At 68.4% G+C, this 19,648-nt stretch carries 15 protein-coding genes, 1 pseudogene and 1 riboswitch; of the genes and pseudogenes, 13 read left to right on the forward strand and 3 right to left on the reverse strand.

Annotation, left to right across the window (positions count from 1 at the left end; translation table 11 throughout):
* Window positions 1-20 precede the first annotated feature (20 nt).
* The 3 genes from ABIC65_RS15845 to ABIC65_RS15855 all read left to right on the forward strand — a co-directional run bounded on the left by ABIC65_RS15845 (window position 21) and on the right by ABIC65_RS15855 (window position 6,236).
* Window positions 21-2,324 carry a TonB-dependent receptor gene (locus tag ABIC65_RS15845; RefSeq protein WP_354310054.1) on the forward strand — a complete coding sequence of 768 codons (2,304 nt, stop codon included), beginning with the start codon at window positions 21-23 and terminating at the stop codon, window positions 2,322-2,324.
* A 253-nt stretch (window positions 2,325-2,577) separates the two neighbouring features.
* Window positions 2,578-4,866: a TonB-dependent receptor gene (locus tag ABIC65_RS15850; protein ID WP_354310055.1), complete on the forward strand. Its 2,289-nt coding sequence runs from the start codon at window positions 2,578-2,580 to the stop codon at window positions 4,864-4,866.
* Window positions 4,867-4,925: 59 nt separating this feature from the next.
* Window positions 4,926-6,236, forward strand: a complete 1,311-nt coding sequence (locus ABIC65_RS15855; protein WP_354310057.1) for an alpha/beta hydrolase family protein — start codon at window positions 4,926-4,928, stop codon at window positions 6,234-6,236.
* A gap of 6 nt (window positions 6,237-6,242) precedes the next feature.
* Here the strand turns inward: ABIC65_RS15855 and ABIC65_RS15860 are convergent, their stop codons facing one another.
* Together ABIC65_RS15860 and ABIC65_RS15865 are read right to left on the reverse strand one after the other, a co-directional pair.
* Window positions 6,243-7,634 (reverse strand): L-serine ammonia-lyase, encoded by a 1,392-nt coding sequence (locus tag ABIC65_RS15860; RefSeq protein WP_354310058.1) that lies wholly within the window; start codon window positions 7,632-7,634, stop codon window positions 6,243-6,245.
* Between the two features lie 106 nt (window positions 7,635-7,740).
* Window positions 7,741-7,829: riboswitch (glycine riboswitch) on the reverse strand.
* A 28-nt stretch (window positions 7,830-7,857) separates the two neighbouring features.
* A complete protein-coding gene (locus ABIC65_RS15865) occupies window positions 7,858-8,538 on the reverse strand; it encodes an HAD hydrolase-like protein (RefSeq protein WP_354310060.1) in 681 nt (226 codons plus the stop codon).
* A gap of 84 nt (window positions 8,539-8,622) precedes the next feature.
* On the opposite strand from ABIC65_RS15865, the gene glmU reads away from it, so the two are divergent.
* On the forward strand, window positions 8,623-9,975 hold the full coding sequence (gene glmU / locus ABIC65_RS15870; protein ID WP_354310062.1) for a bifunctional UDP-N-acetylglucosamine diphosphorylase/glucosamine-1-phosphate N-acetyltransferase GlmU: 1,353 nt from the start codon (window positions 8,623-8,625) through the stop codon (window positions 9,973-9,975).
* Entirely contained in the window at window positions 9,972-10,283 is a 312-nt protein-coding gene (locus ABIC65_RS15875) for a hypothetical protein (protein WP_354310064.1), read from the forward strand. Before glmU ends, ABIC65_RS15875 begins: the two co-directional genes overlap by 4 nt.
* A gap of 15 nt (window positions 10,284-10,298) precedes the next feature.
* Here ABIC65_RS15875 and ABIC65_RS15880 read toward each other — a convergent pair whose 3' ends face one another.
* Window positions 10,299-11,048, reverse strand: a complete 750-nt coding sequence (locus ABIC65_RS15880) for a hypothetical protein (protein ID WP_354310065.1) — start codon at window positions 11,046-11,048, stop codon at window positions 10,299-10,301.
* Between the two features lie 141 nt (window positions 11,049-11,189).
* On the opposite strand from ABIC65_RS15880, the gene glmS reads away from it, so the two are divergent.
* The 8 genes and pseudogenes from glmS to ABIC65_RS15920 all read left to right on the forward strand — a co-directional run bounded on the left by glmS (window position 11,190) and on the right by ABIC65_RS15920 (window position 19,645).
* Window positions 11,190-13,013 carry a glutamine--fructose-6-phosphate transaminase (isomerizing) gene (glmS, locus tag ABIC65_RS15885; RefSeq protein ID WP_354310067.1) on the forward strand — a complete coding sequence of 608 codons (1,824 nt, stop codon included), beginning with the start codon at window positions 11,190-11,192 and terminating at the stop codon, window positions 13,011-13,013.
* 688 nt (window positions 13,014-13,701) lie between these two features.
* A pseudogene (locus tag ABIC65_RS22335) lies at window positions 13,702-13,929 on the forward strand (transposase); the annotation flags it as partial.
* A 187-nt stretch (window positions 13,930-14,116) separates the two neighbouring features.
* Complete coding sequence (locus ABIC65_RS15895; RefSeq protein ID WP_354310069.1) at window positions 14,117-14,788, forward strand: carboxypeptidase-like regulatory domain-containing protein; 672 nt, start codon at window positions 14,117-14,119, stop codon at window positions 14,786-14,788.
* Window position 14,789: 1 nt separating this feature from the next.
* Window positions 14,790-15,989: a phage tail sheath family protein gene (locus ABIC65_RS15900; protein WP_354310071.1), complete on the forward strand. Its 1,200-nt coding sequence runs from the start codon at window positions 14,790-14,792 to the stop codon at window positions 15,987-15,989.
* A gap of 27 nt (window positions 15,990-16,016) precedes the next feature.
* On the forward strand, window positions 16,017-16,490 hold the full coding sequence (locus ABIC65_RS15905; RefSeq protein ID WP_354310073.1) for a phage tail protein: 474 nt from the start codon (window positions 16,017-16,019) through the stop codon (window positions 16,488-16,490).
* A gap of 4 nt (window positions 16,491-16,494) precedes the next feature.
* Window positions 16,495-17,373: a hypothetical protein gene (locus tag ABIC65_RS15910; RefSeq protein WP_354310075.1), complete on the forward strand. Its 879-nt coding sequence runs from the start codon at window positions 16,495-16,497 to the stop codon at window positions 17,371-17,373.
* Window positions 17,361-18,134, forward strand: coding sequence for a CIS tube protein (locus tag ABIC65_RS15915; protein WP_354310077.1), 774 nt, complete (start codon window positions 17,361-17,363; stop codon window positions 18,132-18,134). Before ABIC65_RS15910 ends, ABIC65_RS15915 begins: the two co-directional genes overlap by 13 nt.
* Window positions 18,135-18,142: 8 nt before the next feature.
* Window positions 18,143-19,645, forward strand: a complete 1,503-nt coding sequence (locus ABIC65_RS15920) for a phage baseplate assembly protein V (RefSeq protein ID WP_354310078.1) — start codon at window positions 18,143-18,145, stop codon at window positions 19,643-19,645.
* Window positions 19,646-19,648: the final 3 nt, after the last annotated feature.

Consider the following 19,648-nt stretch of genomic DNA (forward strand, 5'->3'; position numbering starts at 1 on the left):
CTTCCAAAGGGGCATGATTGATGAGGGGTTACCAGTTTCCGCTGTGCACGCTTGCGCTCGCCGCATCGTTTATCGGCAGCGCAGCACACGCGAAGTCGGCGGAAGAACGTCGTGATCCGGCCGCGGCGCCGGCGCCGCAACAGGCGAAGGCGCCGGCAAAGGACGACGGCGAGATCATCGTCACCACGACCGCGCAGAAGCGCTTCGAGAACATCCAGAACGTGCCGCTCGCGGTGCAGGTCGTCACGCCCGCCCAGCTCGAGGCGCAGGGCGTCCGCCACTTCCAGGATCTCGGCAAGGTCGCACCGTCACTGGTGATCCGCACCGCCGAAAACCCGGTCAATTCGAACGTGTCGCTGCGCGGCGTCGGCACCTATGCCTTCGGCATCGGCGTAGAGTCCTCGGTCGCGGTGACGGTGGACGGCGTGCCGCTCGCCTTCCAGGCGCGTGCCTTCACCGATCTGCCCGACGTGGCCCAGATCGAGGTGCTGCGCGGTCCGCAGAGCACGTTGTACGGCAAGGCCGCCTCGGCTGGTCTGATCAAGATCATGACCACCCAGCCGACCAACGACTTCCACGTCAAGGCCAATGCGACGGTCACCGACGATAACGAATATGGCGGCAATTTCAGCGTCACCGGCCCGATCAGCGACACGCTCGGCTATGTCTTCTCGGCCAGCTATTCCAACTGGGCCGGCAATGTGCGCAACGTGGTCGACGGCAAGGACGTCAACGGCCGCGAGACGCTGAGCACCCGCGGCAAGCTGAAGTGGAAGGCGAGCCCGGATGTCGTCTTCACCGCTTCCGCCAACTACCTCAACGGCAACACCACCGTCGGTCGCCCGTTCATCCGCATGGCGCCGGGTGCGGTACTGCGCGGTCAGGCCGGCCTCACCGCCGATGTCGTACTGCCGGGGATCACCATCAGCCCGCTGAACCAGAAGGTCGCGAACAACGATCGCGCCGGCACCAAATATTGGGGCTGGGGCAGCATGCTGCGCACCGACGTGAACGTCGGCAAGATGCAGGTGCTGGGCCTGACCTCCTACGACAAGTTCCGCATGGACGACTATATCGACCATGACGACACGGCTGCGCCGGGTGCCTTCGGCCGCAACATCCAGGTGGGTGCCTTCAAGTCGCGGCTGTTCACGCAGGAAATCCGCCTGCTATCGCCGGGCACCGATGCGTTCCGCTACGCGCTGGGCCTCTACTATGCCAATACCGGCTTCCAGCGCCCGTTCATGCGCGGTCCGGTGTTCTCGCAGCAGAACTGGTACGCGACCTCCGGCTCGCGCCAGGTTGCTGCGTTCGGCCAGATCGACTGGGAGTTCGTGAAGAACCTCACCGCGACCGTCGGCGGCCGCGCGCAGAACGAGCGGGTGAAATATACCTTCCGCGACAACAACGCGAAGGGCAGCTGGGCGGGCCACGCCAGCGACAACGCCACCACCTATCGTCTCGGCCTGCAATATCAGGCGACCCGCGACGTGATGCTCTTCGGCAGCTACGCCACCGGCTACAAGGGACAGACCTACGATCTGACCAGCAACTTCAACCAGGCGCGTGCCGATGCCGGCCCGATCCGGCCGGAGACGTCGAAGGACAAGGAATTCGGTGTCCGCACCCAGTTCTTCGGGCGCCGGATGACCTTCAACGTCACCTATTTCGACACCAACTACAAGGACCTGCAGGCGCAGTCGATCGAGACGGTCAACGGTAACAGCAACTATCGCCTGACCAATGTCGGCGGGATGAACACCAAGGGCCTGGAATTCGAGAGCGCGGCGCGCATCACCCATGATCTGACGATCAGCGGTGCGGCGACCTATCTCGACGCGACCTATACATCGTTCCCGGCCGCGCAATGCTATCCGCTGCAGACCCAGGCGCAGGGCTGCAATCCGGGCAAGCCGGCGTTCCAGAACCTCACCGGCACCCGTGCGATCCAGGCGCCGGAGTGGAAGAGCAACGCCAGCATCGAATATGCGCCTGCGCTTACCGAAAAGCTGACCGGCGTGTTCCAGGGCAGCTGGCAGTACCAGTCGAGCGTCTACTACGTCGCGCATGATCCGGAGACCTTCCAGCCGGCCTACAGCATCTTCAACGTTAGCGTCGGCGTACGCGACCACAAGCGCCGCTGGGAGGCGACGCTGTTCGTCAACAACCTGTTCGACAAGCAGTATTTCCAGTCGCTGGTGAACACCTCGTCGAACTTCAACGCGAGCGCCGCGCCGAACGCCCCGACCGTCATCGCCACACAGGCGCTGCTGGCCCGCGATTTCCGCCGCTATGCGGGCATTCGCTTCGGCCTGAACTACTGATCCCTCCGCTCAGCGGAGGATAGCCGGGGGAGGGGCGGAGGCGATGCTTCCGCCCCTTTTTCGTTGGTGAGGCGCAAATGCGCAACATTCGGAAACAGGACAGACCAAAAACATTTTCGGGTCATTTTGCGGCCTGACCAAAATACTTATCCTATAATTCTCACAAAATCAGCGTCGGCGCGCGCACCCGCGCAGCCGGCCGTTCCAGCTTGGGAGAGGCAAACGATAGCATCACGCAAGGGGTTCAAGTTTCATGAGGGGTTTCCCATTCTCGGCACGCGCCGCCGCGCTCGCCGCCACGTTCCTCGCCGGCAGCGCCTATGCCGCGACGCCCGAGGAAGCTGACAAGGGTGCGGGGGCACCCGCCCAGGCCGCGCCGGCCGCCGGGCAGGACGATGGCGAGATCATCGTCACCACCACCGCGCAGAAGCGGTTCGAGAACATCCAGAACGTCCCCCTCGCGGTGCAGGTGGTGACGCCCGCCGATCTCGAGGCGCAGGGCGTCCGCCACTTCCAGGATCTCGGCAAGGTCTCACCCTCGCTGGTGATCCGCCCTTCGGAAAACCCGGTCAACGCCAACGTCTCGCTGCGCGGCATCGGCACCTTTGCGTACGCGATCGGCGTCGAATCCTCGGTGGCGGTGACGGTCGACGGCGTGCCGCTCGCCTTCCAGGCGCGCGCCTTTTCGGACCTTCCCGACGTCGCCATGATCGAAGTGCTGCGCGGGCCGCAGAGCACGCTGTACGGCAAGGCCGCCTCGGCCGGCCTGATCAAGATCATGACCACCCAGCCGACCAAGGACTTCCACGTGAAGGCCAATGTGCTGGCGACCGACGACCGCGAATATAGCGGCAATTTCAGCGTCACCGGCCCGATCAACGACAATCTCGGCTATGTCGTCTCGGCCAGCTATTCGAACTGGGACGGCAACGTCCTCAACGTGTTCGACAACAAGCGCGTCAACGGCCGCGAGACGCTGAACACCCGCGCCAAGCTGAAGTGGAAGGCGACGCCGGACGCGACCTTCACGCTCTCCGGCAATTACGTGGACGGCAAGACCGACTTCGGTCGTCCGTTCATCCGCATGACCCCAGGCGTGACGCTGCTCAACCGGCCGGGCCTGACCACCGACGTGGTGCTGCCGGGGATCACGATCGATCCGCAGAACCAGAAGATCGCCAACAATGATCGCGCCGGCACCAAGTTCGCCGGCGGTGGCGGCATCCTGCGCAGCGACATCAACATCGGCAAGATGCAGGTGCTGGGGCTGACGTCGTACGACAAGTTCCACATGAACGACTATATCGACCAGGACGATACGGTCGCGCCGGGTGCGGTCGGTCGCAACATCCAGGACGGCCGCTTTCAGTCGCGCCTGTTCACCCAGGAAATCCGCCTGCTCTCGCCGGGCGAGGACGCGTTCCGCTATGCGCTGGGCGTCTACTTCGCCGACGCCGCGTTCGAGCGCCGCTTCTATCGCGGCCCGGCCACGTCGGTGCGCGACTGGTTCGCCACCTCGGGCTCGCGCCAGATCGCCGCGTTCGGCCAGATCGACTGGGAGTTCATCAAGCACCTGACCGCCACCGTCGGCGGTCGCGCGCAGAACGAGCGGGTGGAATATACCTTCAGCGACAAGCTGCTCGCCACCAACTATGGCGGCCATGCCAGCGACAACGCCACCACCTACCGACTGGGGCTGAACTGGCAGGCGACCCGCGATATCCTCGCGTTCGGCAGCTATGCCACGGGCTATAAGGGCCAGACCTACGACATCAGCAGCGGGTTCGACCGGAACCGCGCCGCTGCCGGCCCGATCCGTCCGGAAACCTCGAAGGACTGGGAGTTCGGCCTCCGCACCCAGTTCTTCGACCGGCACCTGACCTTCAACGTCACCTATTTCAACACCGTGTACACCGATCTGCAGGCGCAGACGATCGAGCCGCTGGCCGACGGCACGTCCAACTTCCGCCTCACCAATGTCGGCAAGATGAAGACCCAGGGCCTGGAGTTCGAGGCGGCGGCCCGCGTGATGCGCGACCTGACGATCAATGGCGGCCTGACCTATCTCGACGCCACCTACACCTCGTGGCCGGCGGCGCCCTGCTATACCCAGCAGACCGCGGCGACGGGCTGCCTGCTCCAGGGCACGGTGAAGTATCAGGTGCTCAGCGGCACCCGTGCGGTGCAGGCGCCGGAGTGGAAGGGCTCGATGTCCTTCGACTATACCCCGGCGATCACCGACAATCTGAACGGTGTGCTGGTCGGCAGCTGGCAGTATCAGACGAGCGTCTATTACGCGGCGCGTGATCCGGAGACCTTCCAGCCCGCGTTCAGCATCTTCAACCTGAGCGTCGGCGTGCGCGAGCATAGCCGCCGTTGGGAAGCGACGCTGTTCGTCAACAACCTGTTCGACAAGCAGTATTTCCCGGCGCTGGTCAACTCGGGCGGCAATTTCGGGCCTGCGGGTACGATCGCCACCCAGTCCGTCCTGCCGCGCGATTTCCGTCGCTATGCAGGCCTGCGCTTCGGTGTAAATTACTGATGCAGACACGGGAGGGCGGGGGCGATGCCTCCGCCCTCGCCATCAGGAGAGGAGACCGGATGATCGGCAGAATCGGGATCGCGGCCGCAGCATGCGCAGCCGCGATTTTTGCGTTCGAGGGGCAGGCGCAGCAGGCGCCGGCGCGACCCAGCGTCGACGCGCCGGAACTGGCGGCGCTCGGCAGCTACGGCATCGGCGTCGCTGATCTCGAGTTCGTGGAAGCGGGCCGGGCCGATCCGCTGCAGGGCACCGACAAGCCCGCGATCGTCGACCGGCACATCCCCATCAAGGTCTGGTATCCGGCTGCGGCGAAGGGCGCGGGCACCCGCTATCGCACCGCGCTGCCGGGGGAGAAGGGCAGCGACGTGCCCTTCGAGGTGCCGGGGCTCGCCACGCCCGGCGCGGCGGCGGCGAAGGGGCGCTTCCCGCTGGTGATCCTCGCGCATGGCTACAGCAACACCCCCGAGGTGCTGTCCTGGCTCGGCGAGAATTTGGCGAGCAAGGGCTATGTCGTGGTCGCGTCTGCGTTCCGCGATCCGCCGATCACCATCCGCACCCCGGCCGCCCGCGCAGGTCCGCTGACCAGCCGCCCGCTCGACATCGCCTTCGTCACCGCCGAGGCGCAGCGGCGGGCGCAGGCCGGGCAGGGGGCGTTCGCGGCCGCCGATGCCGCCCGCACCGCGCTGATCGGCTATTCGATGGGCGGCTATGGCGTGCTCACCGCCGCCGGGGCCCCGCTCGACCCAGCGGTAGCGTCGGCGACGCGCGGCGTGCTCGCGCCCTATGTGGCCGGGGCGGAGAAGGCGGGGAGCCTCAAGGTCGCCGACCTCAAGGCGGTGGTGGCGATTTCGCCTGCCAGCAACCTCTACGGCACCCCGCTCTGGGCGGCGCCCGGCGTCGCCGCGATTCGCGCGCCGACATTGTTCATCGTCGGCAGCCAGGACCATGTCGTCGGCTATGATCCGGGCGTGCGCACGCTGTTCGACCAGGAAGTCCATGCCCCGCGCTACCTGCTCACCTTCCGCGAAGCGGCGCACAGCATCGCGCTGATCGGCGCGCCGCCGGCGATGCGCGAGAGCTTTTGGGACCTGGACTGGTTCGAGGATGCGGTGTGGCGCAAGGACCGGCTGATGGCGGTGCAGGCGCACTTCATCACGGCGTTCCTTGATCGCTATGTGAACGGCGAGGAGGCCAAGGCCGCGTACATCGACGGCCTGGTGCCGAACTCGAACGACGGCAAATGGCAGGGCGCCCCCGGCGGCCGCTATGCCGGGTTCAGCCCCGGCGCGCCGGCCTCGACGATCTGGAAGGGCTTCCAGCCCAGCCGCGTCTCGGGGATGAACTTCGAGTTCAAGCCCGCCCAGCCCTGAGCCGGGTCAGCACTCGACGACGTTGACCGCCAGGCCGCCGAGGCTCGTCTCCTTGTACTTGGAGCGCATGTCGAGGCCGGTCTGGCGCATCGTCTCGATCACCGCATCGAGCGACACCTTGTGCGTGCCGTCGCCGTGGAGCGCGAGCATCGCGGCGTTGATCGCCTTCACCGCGCCCATGGTGTTGCGCTCGATGCAAGGGATCTGCACCAGCCCGCCGATCGGATCGCAGGTGAGGCCGAGATTATGCTCCATGCCGATCTCGGCGGCATTCTCGATCTGGGCGTTGCTGCCGCCCAGCGCCGCGGCGAGACCCGCCGCAGCCATCGAGCAGGCCACGCCGACTTCGCCCTGGCAGCCCATCTCGGCGGCCGAGATCGACGCCTGGCGCTTGTAGAGGATGCCGATCGCCGCTGCGGTGAGCAGCAGACGGCGGCTGCCCGCCTGTGTCGCGTTGCCGACGAAGTATTCGTAATAGCGCAGCACCGCGGGGATCACGCCTGCCGCGCCGTTGGTGGGTGCGGTGACGACACGGCCGCCCGCGGCATTCTCCTCGTTGACCGCCAGCGCCCAGAGGCTCACCCATTCGAGCACCGAGGCGGGCTCGACCCGGGGGCCGCGGGCCATCAGCTTCTGGTGCAGCTTGCGCGCGCGGCGGGGGACTTCCAGCCCGCCCGGCAGGATGCCGTCCTGCACCATCCCGCGATCCATGCACGCGTTCATCGCCGCGTGGATGCCGTCGACGAAGGCAAGCGTCGCAGCATCGTCGCGCCATCCGCGCTCGTTGGCGAGCATCAGCCCGGCGATGTCGAGCCCTAGCTCGTCGCAGCGCTCCAGCATCTCGCGGGCGCTGGCGAAGGGGTGGTTGGTGCCGGCGGACAGGCCTGCCGCCGCTTCCTCGCCCTCACGCCGGATCGCGCCGCCGCCGACCGAATAATAGGTGCGCTCCAGCACCGCACCGTCGATCAGCGTCGCGCGCAGCTTCATGCCGTTGGGGTGGCCGGGGAGGAACTGGCGCTTGCGGAACTTGAGGTCGGCCTCGGGATCGAAGCCGACCGAGGCGGTGCCGTTCAGCAGGAGGCGGCGCTCGGCGGCGATCTGCGCCAGCATCGGCTCTACCGCGTCCGGGTCGACGCCGTCGGGCCGCTCACCGGCCAGGCCCAACACCACCGCGCGATCGGTGGCATGGCCCCGCCCGGTCAGCGCCAGCGATCCGAACAGCTCGCAGCACAACCTGGTGACGGCGCGGCCATCGGCGACCGCCCACAGCGCGAAATCGCGCGCGGCGCGCATCGGCCCCACCGTGTGCGAACTCGACGGCCCGATGCCGATCGTGAAAACGTCCTGGATACTGATCGGCCCTGCATTCGGCCCGACGCCCTTGTTGGCACTCGCCACGGAACCCTGCTCCTAACTACGCGGTTGCGGGCCCCTTCTGTCCTTTGTGCCTGAGATCGCTATCCCGTCGGCGGGCGCTTTACCGGCGCCACTCTCCAGAATCTGGTCGTGCGGAAGGTCCTTTTGCCTGAGAGTTTCCGGGGCGGTTGCTCCTTCGGCGATCCGGTTGCCCGGATTCTCTCCCTTTCCGACAGCTTGTGTTTCGCCGTGCGCCTTCGCGCTGTCAAACGCTGATTGGGCGGAGAGACGCCAGCGCGGGGAGCAGTTCGGCGAAGGAATCGATCACGGCCTCGGCGCCCAATGTCCCCACGGCCACCTGCGAGAAGCCGAAGCTGCACGCGACGACCGGGATGCCGGCGCCGTGCGCGGCCTGCACGTCGAACATCGTGTCGCCGACGAACGCCGCCGGCCCGCCGCAGCGCCGGAGCATCTCCAGCACCGGCGCGGGGGAAGGCTTGGTCGTGTTCGGGCCCATGGTGTCGCCGCCGATCACGCAGGCGAAGCGCGGCAGCAGGCCGGTCGCCTCCAGCAGCGGTCGGGCGAGGCTTTCCAGCTTGTTGGTGACCACCGCAAGCGTGACGCCGCGGTCGGCCAGCGCGTCCAGCGCCTCGACAAGGCCGGGATAGGGGTGGGTGTCCTCGGCGATATGTGCCGCATAATGCGCGACGAACGGCGCATACATGCGCTCCACCGCCGCCTCGCCGCCGCCGCCGGTCGCCTCCACCGCCTCACGGATGAGGGTGCGTACCCCGCGCCCGACCATCCGCAACACCTGCTCCATCGGCAGCGACGGTCGCCCATCCGCGACCAGGACATGGTTCAGCGTGGCGGCGAGGTCGCCGCTGCTGTCGAGCAGCGTGCCGTCGAGATCGAAGCCGATTGTGGCGAAGGGGAAGGCGGACATGGCCGCGCGCATGGCACCATCGCTATGGAAAAGCCATCTGCACCGTGGCAGGGGTTGCACCCCATTTGACCGGAGACTGGCCACGTGACTGCACCCATCGCCGCGATCATCCTCGCCGCCGGCAAGGGCACGCGGATGAAATCCGATACCCACAAGGTGCTCCACCCGATCGCCGGGCGGCCGATGCTGCTCCACCTGATCGACAGCGTGAAGGCGCTGGGCGCCGCGCGCGAAGTGGTGGTGGTGGGGGCAGGCCGCGAGCAGGTCGAGGCCGCGGTCACGCCGCTGGGCGCGGAGACCGCGCACCAGGCCGAGCAGCTCGGCACCGGGCATGCGGTGCTCCAGGCGAAGGACGCGCTGGCGGGCTTCGCGGGCGACGTGCTGATCCTCTATGGCGACGTGCCGCTCGTCACCACCGCGACGATGCAGCGGATGGTCGCGCGGCTGCACGGCGCGGACGATCCGGCGGTGGTGGTGCTCGGCTTCCGTCCGAGCGATCCGGGTGCCTATGGCCGGCTGATCGTCGAGGGCGGCGATCGCCTGTCCAAGATCGTCGAGTACAAGGACGCGAGCCCGGAGGAACGGGCCGTTACCCTGTGCAATTCGGGGCTGATGGCGGTGCGCGGCGCCGATCTGTTCGCGCTGCTGGAGCGCGTGACCAACGAGAATGCCGCCGGCGAATATTACCTCACCGACATTGTCGGCCTCGCGAACGGCGACGGCCGGGTGGCGGCGGTGATCGAAACCGGCGCGACCGAAGTCGCCGGGGTCAACAGCCGCGGCGAACTCGCCGCGCTCGAGGCCGAATGGCAGCAGGCGCGGCGCACCCGCGCGATGGTCGAGGGCGTGACGCTGATCGCCCCGGAAACGGTGTGGTTCGCCCATGACACGCAGATCGGCCGTGATGTCACGATCGAGCCCAACGTGGTCTTCGGTCCGGGCGTTACCGTGGCGGACGGGGTGGTGCTGCGCGCGTTCAGCCATATCGAGGGCGCGACGATCGCCAGCGGCGCGAGCGTCGGCCCCTATGCCCGGCTGCGGCCCGGCGCGGTGCTGGAAGCGGACTCCCATGTCGGCAATTTCGTCGAGCTGAAGAACGCGGTGCTCGGCAAGGGCGCCAAGGCCAACCACCTGACCTATCTGGGCGATGCCAGCGTCGGCGCCGGGGCGAACATCGGCGCGGGCACGATCACCTGCAATTACAACGGTTTCCTCAAACAGAAGACGGTGATCGGCGAAGGCGCCTTCATCGGATCGAACAGCGCGCTGGTGGCGCCGGTGGCGATTGGCGACGGGGCGATCATCGGCGCGGGATCGGTCATCACCCGCAATGTCGAAGCCGACGCACTGGCCGTCACCCGGCCGGAAACATTGACGAAGCAGGGCTGGGCCACGACCTTCCGTGCGATAATGAAGGCACGAAAGGCCGCGAAATGACCGACCGCTACACCGACAAGCCGTTCCTCAAGCTGCTCGATGCCTATGTGCTCGATGCGATCGGCCATCTCGACGAGAAGAGCGATGCCCAGCTGACGGCCGCCGAGCCGGCACTGCGCGAGGCATTCGGCGGGGACAGCGACTGGCGGACGATTGTGGTCGAGCGGATGCAGTTCCCCGAGGGGATCGCCGGGGCGATCCGCGAGGTCTGGGAAAAGGGCGCGGTGCGCTTCCGCGAGGAACAGGGGCACGAGCCCGATCCGGCCGAGTTCACCCGGATCTTCAACGACACCAACTTCCCGCACTGACGCCGGGCGCCGCCCCTAATTGGAGGGGGCGGGGCGCAGCGTCGCAGAATCGAGATGCCAGCGCAGCTGCGACGCGGAGGCGCCGTCGACGCCGTTGACGCGGCGCACGACATAGCTGCCCGCGAAGCGTTGCGCGCCGCCATCGTCCAGCGTCGCTTCCACGGTCACCGGCACGGTCTGATAGACGGAGCCCGCCGCGCCCTCGCTGGGGCCGAGCGTGCCGATCGTCACCCTGGTCGCGCGGGTGTGCGCGAAGCCCTTCTCGAACGCCGCGAAGGTCTGGCCCGGCCGCCCGTCATCACCCCATTGCGTCCAGGCGGTGCCATAGTCGCGGGCGTCGATCGCCGCGTAGTAGCGGCGGACCACATCGGCGGCTGCCTGGCTGCTCCTCGGGTCGACGGTGCAGCCTTGTACCGGCTCGCCGTCGCCGTCGAACAGCGCGCAGCTGCGGGCGATCTCGTCCTCGATCATCGCGCAGCTATTGGCGGCATTGCAGGGCGGATGCGTCGCCGGGGACACCTTTATGCAGAGGTTCACCCGCTGCGCCGCCGCGGCCTTGCCGATCTCGTCCGCGCAACTGCGCCGGGTCAGCGCGGCCAGCGTGGCGGCGGCGCTGGGCGTGGCTGTGAGAGGGGCGACCTTGTCCGCGCGCGTCGACTGGTTGCCCGGCATCGCTGCGTTCGACACCGGGTCCGTGCGATCGGCACCACCGCAGGCGCCGAGGGTAAGCATCAGCGCCAGGAGTGGAAGCTTCGCACGGAACATGGATGACCCTCTTCTCGATGATGCACCCCTAAACGTCGCGCGCCGGATTTGGGCGCAGGCATCGTTCAGCTTGTCGCAACGATAGCGCGTCTAGGCGCGGCCGCCCACCCGCGCTAGGGCTGGGGCAGGAGGACGGATGCCATGTGCGGAATCGTTGGAATCGTGGGCAAGGAAGACGTCGCAGAGCGTCTGTTCGAAGGGCTCAAGCGCCTGGAATATCGCGGCTATGATTCGGCCGGCATCGCGACGGACGTAGACGGCACGATCGAGCGTCGCCGCGCTTCGGGCAAGCTGGTCAATCTCGGCAAGGAACTCGCCGCCAACCCGCTGCCCGGCACCACCGGCATCGCCCACACCCGCTGGGCGACGCATGGCGGCCCGACCACCAACAACGCGCATCCGCACGCCACCGGCGAAGTGGCGCTCGTCCACAACGGCATCATCGAGAATTTCAAGGCGCTGCGCGAGGAGCTGACCGCCCGCGGCCGCACCTTCACCAGCGAGACCGACACCGAGGTCGTCGCCCATCTGGTGAGCGAGAAGGTCGAGGCTGGCATGGCGCCTGCCGATGCGGTGCGCGACGTGCTGCCTCGCCTGCACGGCGCCTTCGCGCTTGCCATCCTGTTCCGCCAGCATCCCGATCTGCTGATCGGCGCGCGGCTCGGTTCGCCCTTGGTCGTCGGCTATGGAGAGGGCGAGACCTATCTGGGCTCGGACGCGCTGGCGCTGGCGCCGCTCACCCAGCGCATCGCCTATCTGGAGGAGGGCGACTGGGTCGTCATCACCAAGGACGGCGCGGATATCTTCGACAAGGACAACAATCCCGTTGAGCGGCCGATCACCATTTCCGGCGTCACCGGCGAGCTGATCTCCAAGGGCAACCATCGGCATTACATGCTCAAGGAGATCTACGAGCAGCCGATCGTCGTGGCGCAGACGCTGCGTTCCTACCTCCAGCGCATGGAGGAGAAGATCACGCTGCCGATCCCGGACTTCGATCTCTCGGCGATCAAGCGCGTCACCATCGTCGCCTGCGGTACCAGCTATTATGCGGGCATGGTCGCGAAATACTGGTTCGAGCAGTTCGCTCGCGTGCCGGTGGACATCGATGTCGCCTCCGAATTCCGCTACCGCGCGCCGGTGATGGAAGAAGGCGGGCTGATGATCGTGATCAGCCAGTCGGGCGAGACGGCGGACACGCTCGCCGCGCTCCGCCACGCGCGCAGCGAAGGGCAGACGATCGCCGCCGTGGTCAACGTGCCGACCAGCTCGATGGCGCGCGAGGCGGACCTGCTGCTGCCGACCCATGCCGGCCCGGAGATCGGCGTCGCCTCCACCAAGGCGTTCACCTGCCAGCTGGCGGTACTCGCGGCGCTGGCCGCCAATCTCGCCCGCGCCAAGGGCAAGCTCGACGAGGCGGAGGAACGCCGCATCGTCCGCCACCTGGCCGAGGCGCCGGCCTCGCTCAACGCCGCGCTCGCCTATGACGAGTCGATCCAGGCGATGGCGGGGGTGATCGCGGCGGCGCGCGACGTGCTGTATCTCGGCCGCGGCACCGATTATCCGCTGGCGCTGGAGGGCGCGCTGAAGCTGAAGGAAATCAGCTATATCCACGCCGAGGGCTATGCCGCGGGCGAGATGAAGCACGGGCCGATCGCGCTGATCGACGATGCCGTGCCGGTGATCGTGATCGCCCCCTCGGGTCCGCTGTTCGACAAGACCGTCAGCAACATGCAGGAAGTGCAGGCGCGCGGTGGCAAGGTGGTGCTGATCTCGGACTATGACGGGATCCAGGCGGCGGGCGACGGCTGCATCGCCACCATCACCATGCCCAAGGTCCACCCGCTGATCGCGCCGCTGGTCTATGCGGTGCCGGTGCAGCTGCTCGCCTATCACGTCGCCGTCGCCAAGGGCACCGATGTCGACCAGCCGCGCAACCTGGCAAAGTCCGTCACCGTTGAGTGACGTGCTGGCGTGGCCGGGGTTCACGTGTGGCGTTCAAAAAGATTAGCGTCGGAAGTTAATATTTCTGGGCTGTGACACCGGACGGCGGAGGGATCTGCAGCGACGGGCGCTTGGCTTGGGGAACGGGTTCAGCTGGCCGAGGTCAAGCCCAGACCTCGCCCGTGTCTTCTGGACCGCTATGATGGCGGACGCTGCTGCCGGCCTGGCGGCCTTCCGCGACGCCTTGATCGCGCTAGTGGCGGAGCATCGTGACAGGCGTTTCGTCCAGCTGGTGACAGACACGCTGACCTGGCGGCGGGACAATCGCGACCGACCTTGCGCCGCGAGTTGCGCGCTCGGTTATGGCAAGCTCTCGGCGCGGCCGAAACACCATGCCCAAGACCCGGAGGCGATCAAGGCTTTCAAAAAAAGGGGGCTTTGCCGCCGAGCTGGACCAAGTCAGGGGCTCCCTCCTGCGCGGCACACCGATAGAGATCTGGTTCCAGAGCCTGCCCCGGACTTGATCCGGCGACTAGGCCCGGATCGGGCAAAAGAACATCGGCGCCGCACGACCAGCGCACCAAATCCGCCTACCTCTTCGATGCGATCTGCCCGCAGGAGGGCAAGGCCGCCGCCTCGTTCTGCCGTTCTGCAATATCGACACCAACAACCTGCACCTGGCCGAAATCACCAGGCACATGGCCCAGGCGCCCACGCCGTGCTGCTCATGGATCAGGCTGGCTGGCACATGACCGCCCAACTCGCCGTGCCTGGCAACATCAGCATTGTCCCGCTCCCGGCCAAATGCCCTGAACTCAATCCGCAGGAGAATGTCTGGCAATTCCTGCGCGACAACTGGCTGGCGAGCCGCGTCTTCGCCGCCTGCGAGGAAATCGTCGGCCACTGCTGCGATGCCTGGAAAAAGCTCGTCGACCAGAGCGCGATCGCCATGGCAAACTCCTATCCGGTTGCCTTGTTGAATCAGGGCCAGCCGCTGCCCGCAAGCCCCCGTGAGTCTCGCTCTTCGAGCCTTGGTACAAGTATGTGCGATAAAGTGGCCGAATCTTGCTGCTTTGCATTTGGAGGTTATTGATTTACTATTCGGGCGAGGGGGAGGCGGGCGCATGCTCGAACACGCAGACGACCTCACGCGATCGTTGATTGCCCGCCTTGCCGATGGCACCGGCCTGCCGGTCGTTGCCCTTTCCGCGGGGCAGGGCGGCGACATCGACCGGATCGAGGTGCGTCTGGTTGCCGTGCGTCCTCGGGGCGCACCCCGCAGCTGGGATCGGGCAGATCACCTTCAGCTCGATTATCTGGTGACGGTGCGGCGCGGCGATGCGCTGGCCGAGCATCGCGCCGTTGCCGACCTTGCCTTCGCGCTGCTCGGCGATCCTGGCTTTGCCATTGTCGACGATGCCGATGTCCCCGGCTGCTGTGCCCGGCTGGGCATGGCGCTCGCGCCCGGCATGGTGGTGCGGGCGTCGCTGGTCCGCGTGCAGCCGGCGGAGGAAGCGCCGCTGGTCCGCTTCCCGCTGCGCGCGCGAATGGGCGCGATCGGCAGCGTACAGGGGCGCGTGCTGGGGCCGGCCGAAACGCCGATCGCCGGGGCGCTCGTCAATCTCGTAGGGTTCGATCCCGTCACCCGCACGGGTGCCGATGGCGGCTTCCGGCTGTCCGCGCCCGCCGATCCGGAGTCCGCGTTGCGGGTGCGCGTGCGGGCGCGCGGCATGGAAGCGGAGATGCCGGTCGCCCCCGGCGAACCGACGATCGTCACGTTGAGGATGGAGAACTGACATGGCGGCCTATCTCAGTCCCGGTGTCTATGTGGAGGAAGTCAGTTCGGGTCCACGCCCGATCGAGGCGGTGGGAACCTCGACGGCCGGGTTCGTCGGCCTGGCGCCCAGCGCCGGGGCGCGGCCGGGCGAAGCAGTGGCGATCAACAACTGGAGCGCGTTCGTCCGCGACTTCGTCGAACCCGGCAGCGCCGCGACGGACCTCGCCAACGCCGTATACGGCTTCTTCCTCAACGGCGGCACGCGCTGCTATGTAGTCAATATCGGGACGTCGGACGGCGCGATCGCGGGCGGCGGGCGCGGGCTCGACCTGCTGGAGGCGATCGACGAGATCGCGATCATCGCCGCGCCCGGCCGCACCGATCCGGCCGCCTACGCCGCGCTGCTCGACTCCGCGGAGCGGATGCGGGACCGGGTCGCGATCCTCGACGGGCCGGCCGCGGTCGACGATGTCGAAGCGCTGACCCGCGCCGCCAGCGTGAGCCCCGCCGAAGGCGAGGAGGGCGATGGCCGCAAGGCGAAGCAGAAGCCCGGCCTTCGCCCGCGTGATTCCGACGGCGGCTATGGCGCCTTCTATTACCCCTGGATCATCGTCCGCGACGCGCTGGACCCGGACAAGCAGGTGCAGATCGCGCCCTCCGGCCATCTCGCTGGAATCTATGCGCGCACCGATGCCGAGCGCGGCGTCCACAAGGCGCCGGCCAACCTGCCGATACGGGGTGCGCTGGGCGTCAGTCGCATCGTGTCGCGCGCGGAGCAGGACGTGCTCAACCCCGTGGGCGTGAACTGCATCCGCCAGTTCAGCCGCGAGGGTGTGCGCGTGTGGGGTGCCCGCACCCTCGCCCCCGCCGGCAGCGAATGGCGCTACCTGAACGTGCGGCGCCTGTTCAACATGATCGAGGAATCAATCGCGATCGCGACGCGATGGGTGGTGTTCGAACCGAACGACCGGCCCTTGTGGAAGTCCGTCAAGCGCGACGTCGATGCGTTCCTCACCCTTTTGTGGCGGCAGGGCGCGCTGGCCGGAGCGACTCCGCAGGAAGCCTTTTTCGTGCGCTGCGACGCAGAGACCAATCCGCCGGAGGTGGTGGATGCCGGGCAGGTGGTCGCGCTGATCGGGATCGCGCCGGTCAAGCCTGCCGAGTTCGTCATTTTCCGCATCGGCCAGAGCGCCACGGGGGCGAGCGTCGAACGCGCCTGACCCCGGCCTTGTTGAGGAGATGTTGCGATGCCCGATGCACCCACGGACAATGGCACCAAGCAATCGCGGGTGGGCGCCCCCACCGACCCATACCGCAACTATCATTTCCTGCTGACGATCCAGGACGTGTCCGAGGCGCGGTTCACCGAATGCCTCGGGCTGGGGATGCGCATCCAGCCGATCCGCTACCGCGAATCGGGCGCCGGGCAGATCGTCCGCGCGCTGCCGGGGCCGGTCGATTATGCGGAGGTCACGCTGCGCTATGGCCTCACCAACTCGACCGACCTGTGGAACTGGATGAACGCGGCGGCGACCGGGCGGCCGCTGCGGCGGCACGTCTCGATCGTGTTGCTCGAAAGCGATGGCGCGCGCGAGGCGATGCGCTGGAACCTCATCAACGCTTGGCCGTGCCAGTGGCGCGGCGCCGCGCTCGACGCGATGGGCCGCGACGTCGCGATCGAGGAATTGTCGCTGGCCTTCGATTCGCTGGATCGGGGCTGATCCGATGGATCGGCTGGGGCACGTGCTGGGCAGCGTGCTGGCGGCACTGGCCGCGCTGATGCGGTTCCTGGCCGACAGGCTGGATCGCGCCGGCGCGCGGCGTGCGCCGTCCGAGCGGACGATGCTGGCGCTGCGCCGCCGTTATCCTGATGCCCCGGATCACTGGCTGCAGACCCTTGCCGAGCGGGCGCCGCACCTCGCCGCGCCGGAAACGGCGTTCGAGGCGGACGCGGCCTATGGGCTGGAGGAGGGGCCGGTTGACGAGGCAGCACGGCGGCCCGCGCGCGGGCCTGTTGGGGAGCGCGCGGGCCGGTCGCGGTCGTCTCGGCCGGCGCCGCTGCGCTGGCTCTTCCCGCGCCGTAATCTGCCGTCGCGCACTTCGGCGCCCGAGCCGGGGCGGAAGCCGCGGTCCTCGCCCCGCTTCCCGGCGACGCATCGCCGCCCGCCGGCACCCGCAACCGCCTGGGGCGACGCGGCGCTTCAACCTTCGCGCGTACCGGAGCCGCGTCGCGAGGACGGCGCCCGGACGGTGCGTTCGCGACCGGCTGATCGCTGGCCCCTGCCGCCGGCGGCGCGCGTGGACGCCGCGCCGGACGGGCCTGATCCCTTCTCGCCTCCGCCCGTCGCACTGCCGGTCTGGCCGGAACTGCCGCACCGCCCGCGAGCGGACCCGCAGTTCCCGCGCGACGGGCACGCAAACGGCCATGCTGCGATGGCCTTCGACGTGCCGGGTCGCTCCAGCGTCGCGCCGCCGCGTCGCGCACGATCGATGGACGCGCGCTGGCCGTCGCTCCCCGATGCCGATCCCGAAGCTACGGCGCTGCCCTGGCGCCCGGCGAGCGATCTCGCCGCCGAACAGGGAAGCAACCGATGGAGCGCGTGACGTTCGTCATCGAGGCGAGCGGGGAGCGCTTCTCCGCGCTGCTCAACCCGGAGAGCCTGGAGATGCGGCGCACCGCAGGCTTGCGGCGGCGTGCCGGCGCGGGTGGGGTCGTGCTGGGTGGGGCCCGCACCGACGATCCGCTGATCGCCACTGGCGGCGGCGCCACCGAATATGACCTATACCTGCTGTTCGACGTCGACCTGGCGGAGGAGGCGCGCAGCGTGCGCACGGCCGACCAGGCGCCGTCACTGGGCAGCCGCGACGTGCGTGAACTCACCCGGCCGCTCTGGAACCTTAGCGAGAATGCCGGCGGCGACGACGGCACCAGTGCCCCGCCGACGGTGCGCTTCATCTGGGGCAAGGCGTGGAACGTGCCCGGCGTCGTCACCGCGGTGGCGGAGCGGCTGGAGCAGTTCGATGCGAATGGGGCGCCGCGGCGATCCTGGCTGAGCCTGCGCCTGCGCCGCGTCGAGGAGCGGGTGCCATCGCCGGCCGTGCCCCTGCCGACGAGCCCGCAGTTCGAGGTGGCGACGCCGCCGCGCGACGACCGCGCCATCGTGAACTATGATTCCATCGCGGTGGCGGCGGGCGAGGGCGGCATGCTGCTCAACCGGCTCTATCTGATCGCGGCCGAACGCTATGGAGACACCGCCTATGCCCGCGCGATCGCGCGGTTCAACGGTCTCGACGATCTGCTGCGCATCCCCGAAGGGGGCGCGCTCACCCTGCCGCCGGCGGCGGTACTGATGCAGTTTCTATGAGCGGGCCGGTGTTGCGCCGTCTTCCCGAACTCCGCCTGTCCGGCGCGCTGGTAACGGGGCCAATGGCGGCATCGGTCACGTCGCTTGTCGTGCGGCACGCGCTGGGCGCGCCCGCGGCGGCCGAAATCCTGTGGGCGGATCTGGCGCCGGCCCACCGCGCTGAGATCGCGATCGGCGCCCCCGTCGAAATTGGCGTGCGCGGCGAGGGCTGGCTGTTCGACGGGGAGATCACGGCCATCGAGCATCAGGTCGATGGCGCGGGCGGGCGTATCCTGCGCGTGCGCGCCTTCGACCGGTTGCACCGGCTGCGCAAGCGACAACGGCCCCGCGCGCTAAGCGAGGTGACGCTCGCGACCCTGCTGGCCGAGGCGATGGCGGAGGTCGGCGCCGCGTCCTTCGTTGCGCCCGACACGCCGCCGCGGTCGACGCTCATCCAGCACGACCAGAGCGATTTCGACCTGATCGCCGAATGCGCCGCCGCCCATGGCTATTACATCCGGCTGCAGGACGGTGTGCTCGATGCATGTAGCCTGGCCGGTGACGCGCGGCCGGCCCTGCCGCTGGGGGTTGGGGCGGAACTGCTCGCCGCCCGGGCCGCCACGAGCGTGGAAACGCTGCGCCGATCGAGCGAGGCGCAAGGCTGGAGCCCCGCCGATCTCGCGCCGATCGCGGCGACGGCCGGGCTCGCCCGGCAGGACGCGGTGGAATTGCGGGATATCGATGGCGGCGCCTTTTCCGACCTGGGTGCCCGTTTCCTCCTCAATCGCGTCGGCGCGGATCGGGACGAGGCGCTCGGCCTCGCCCAGGCGGACATGGACCGTGCGGTCGCGGCGCAGCTCGTGCTCGAGGCGACGGTGGCGGGTACGGCGGCGCTGCTGCCCGGCCGGGTGCTGGCGGTGCGCGGCATCGCGGACGAGGTCGACGGAGCATTCGTCGCGACCGTGACCGAGCATCGCTTCGATGCGGCGATGGGCTATGTCGTCGAATTGTCGACCGCGCCGCCCCCGGCGCCTGCCCGCGCCCGGATTCCGGCGGTGACGCTGGGGACGATCGCCGATGTCGACGACCCGCAGCGGCTGGGCCGCGCGCGCGCGCTGCTGCCGGCCTTTGGTGGGGTCCAGAGCGGCTGGATGCCGGTGCTGTCGCTCGGCGCCGGCGCCGGCAAGGGCGCGGTGCTGCTGCCGGAACCGGAGGACGACGCGCTCGTCCTTCTGCCCGATGGCGATCCCGCACGCGGTATCATTCTGGGCGGTCTCTATGCCACGGGGGACGCCGATCCTCGGCTCGCCTGGGACGGTGTGCCCCGCGCCTATGTGCTCCAGGCGCCGGGCGGCCAGAAGCTTCGCTTGTCCGGGCATGATGCCTCCTGCCGGCTCGAAACGGGGGCCGGCGACGTCTTCGAATTCGGGCCGCATGGCGCGAAGCTCCATGCCACCGGCGATCTGGTGATCGAGGCGCCGGGGCGGCGGCTGCGGCTGCGCGCCGCGGCGATCGATTTCGAGCAGGCCTGAGCG

It is taken from the genome of Sphingomonas trueperi (genome assembly GCF_040545665.1).
Classification (GTDB): Bacteria; Pseudomonadota; Alphaproteobacteria; order Sphingomonadales; family Sphingomonadaceae; genus Sphingomonas; species Sphingomonas trueperi_B.

Coding starts and splice junctions, on each gene's coding strand:
- ABIC65_RS15895 (WP_354310069.1), top strand. CDS start 14,117: ATGCTCGAACACGCAGACGACCTCACGCGATCGTTGATTGCCCGCCTT.
- ABIC65_RS15905 (WP_354310073.1), top strand. CDS start 16,017: ATGCCCGATGCACCCACGGACAATGGCACCAAGCAATCGCGGGTGGGC.
- glmS (WP_354310067.1), top strand. CDS start 11,190: ATGTGCGGAATCGTTGGAATCGTGGGCAAGGAAGACGTCGCAGAGCGT.
- ABIC65_RS15915 (WP_354310077.1), top strand. CDS start 17,361: ATGGAGCGCGTGACGTTCGTCATCGAGGCGAGCGGGGAGCGCTTCTCC.
- ABIC65_RS15910 (WP_354310075.1), top strand. CDS start 16,495: ATGGATCGGCTGGGGCACGTGCTGGGCAGCGTGCTGGCGGCACTGGCC.
- ABIC65_RS15850 (WP_354310055.1), top strand. CDS start 2,578: ATGAGGGGTTTCCCATTCTCGGCACGCGCCGCCGCGCTCGCCGCCACG.
- ABIC65_RS15880 (WP_354310065.1), bottom strand. CDS start 11,048: ATGTTCCGTGCGAAGCTTCCACTCCTGGCGCTGATGCTTACCCTCGGC.
- ABIC65_RS15875 (WP_354310064.1), top strand. CDS start 9,972: ATGACCGACCGCTACACCGACAAGCCGTTCCTCAAGCTGCTCGATGCC.
- ABIC65_RS15900 (WP_354310071.1), top strand. CDS start 14,790: ATGGCGGCCTATCTCAGTCCCGGTGTCTATGTGGAGGAAGTCAGTTCG.
- ABIC65_RS15865 (WP_354310060.1), bottom strand. CDS start 8,538: ATGTCCGCCTTCCCCTTCGCCACAATCGGCTTCGATCTCGACGGCACG.
- ABIC65_RS15855 (WP_354310057.1), top strand. CDS start 4,926: ATGATCGGCAGAATCGGGATCGCGGCCGCAGCATGCGCAGCCGCGATT.
- ABIC65_RS15845 (WP_354310054.1), top strand. CDS start 21: ATGAGGGGTTACCAGTTTCCGCTGTGCACGCTTGCGCTCGCCGCATCG.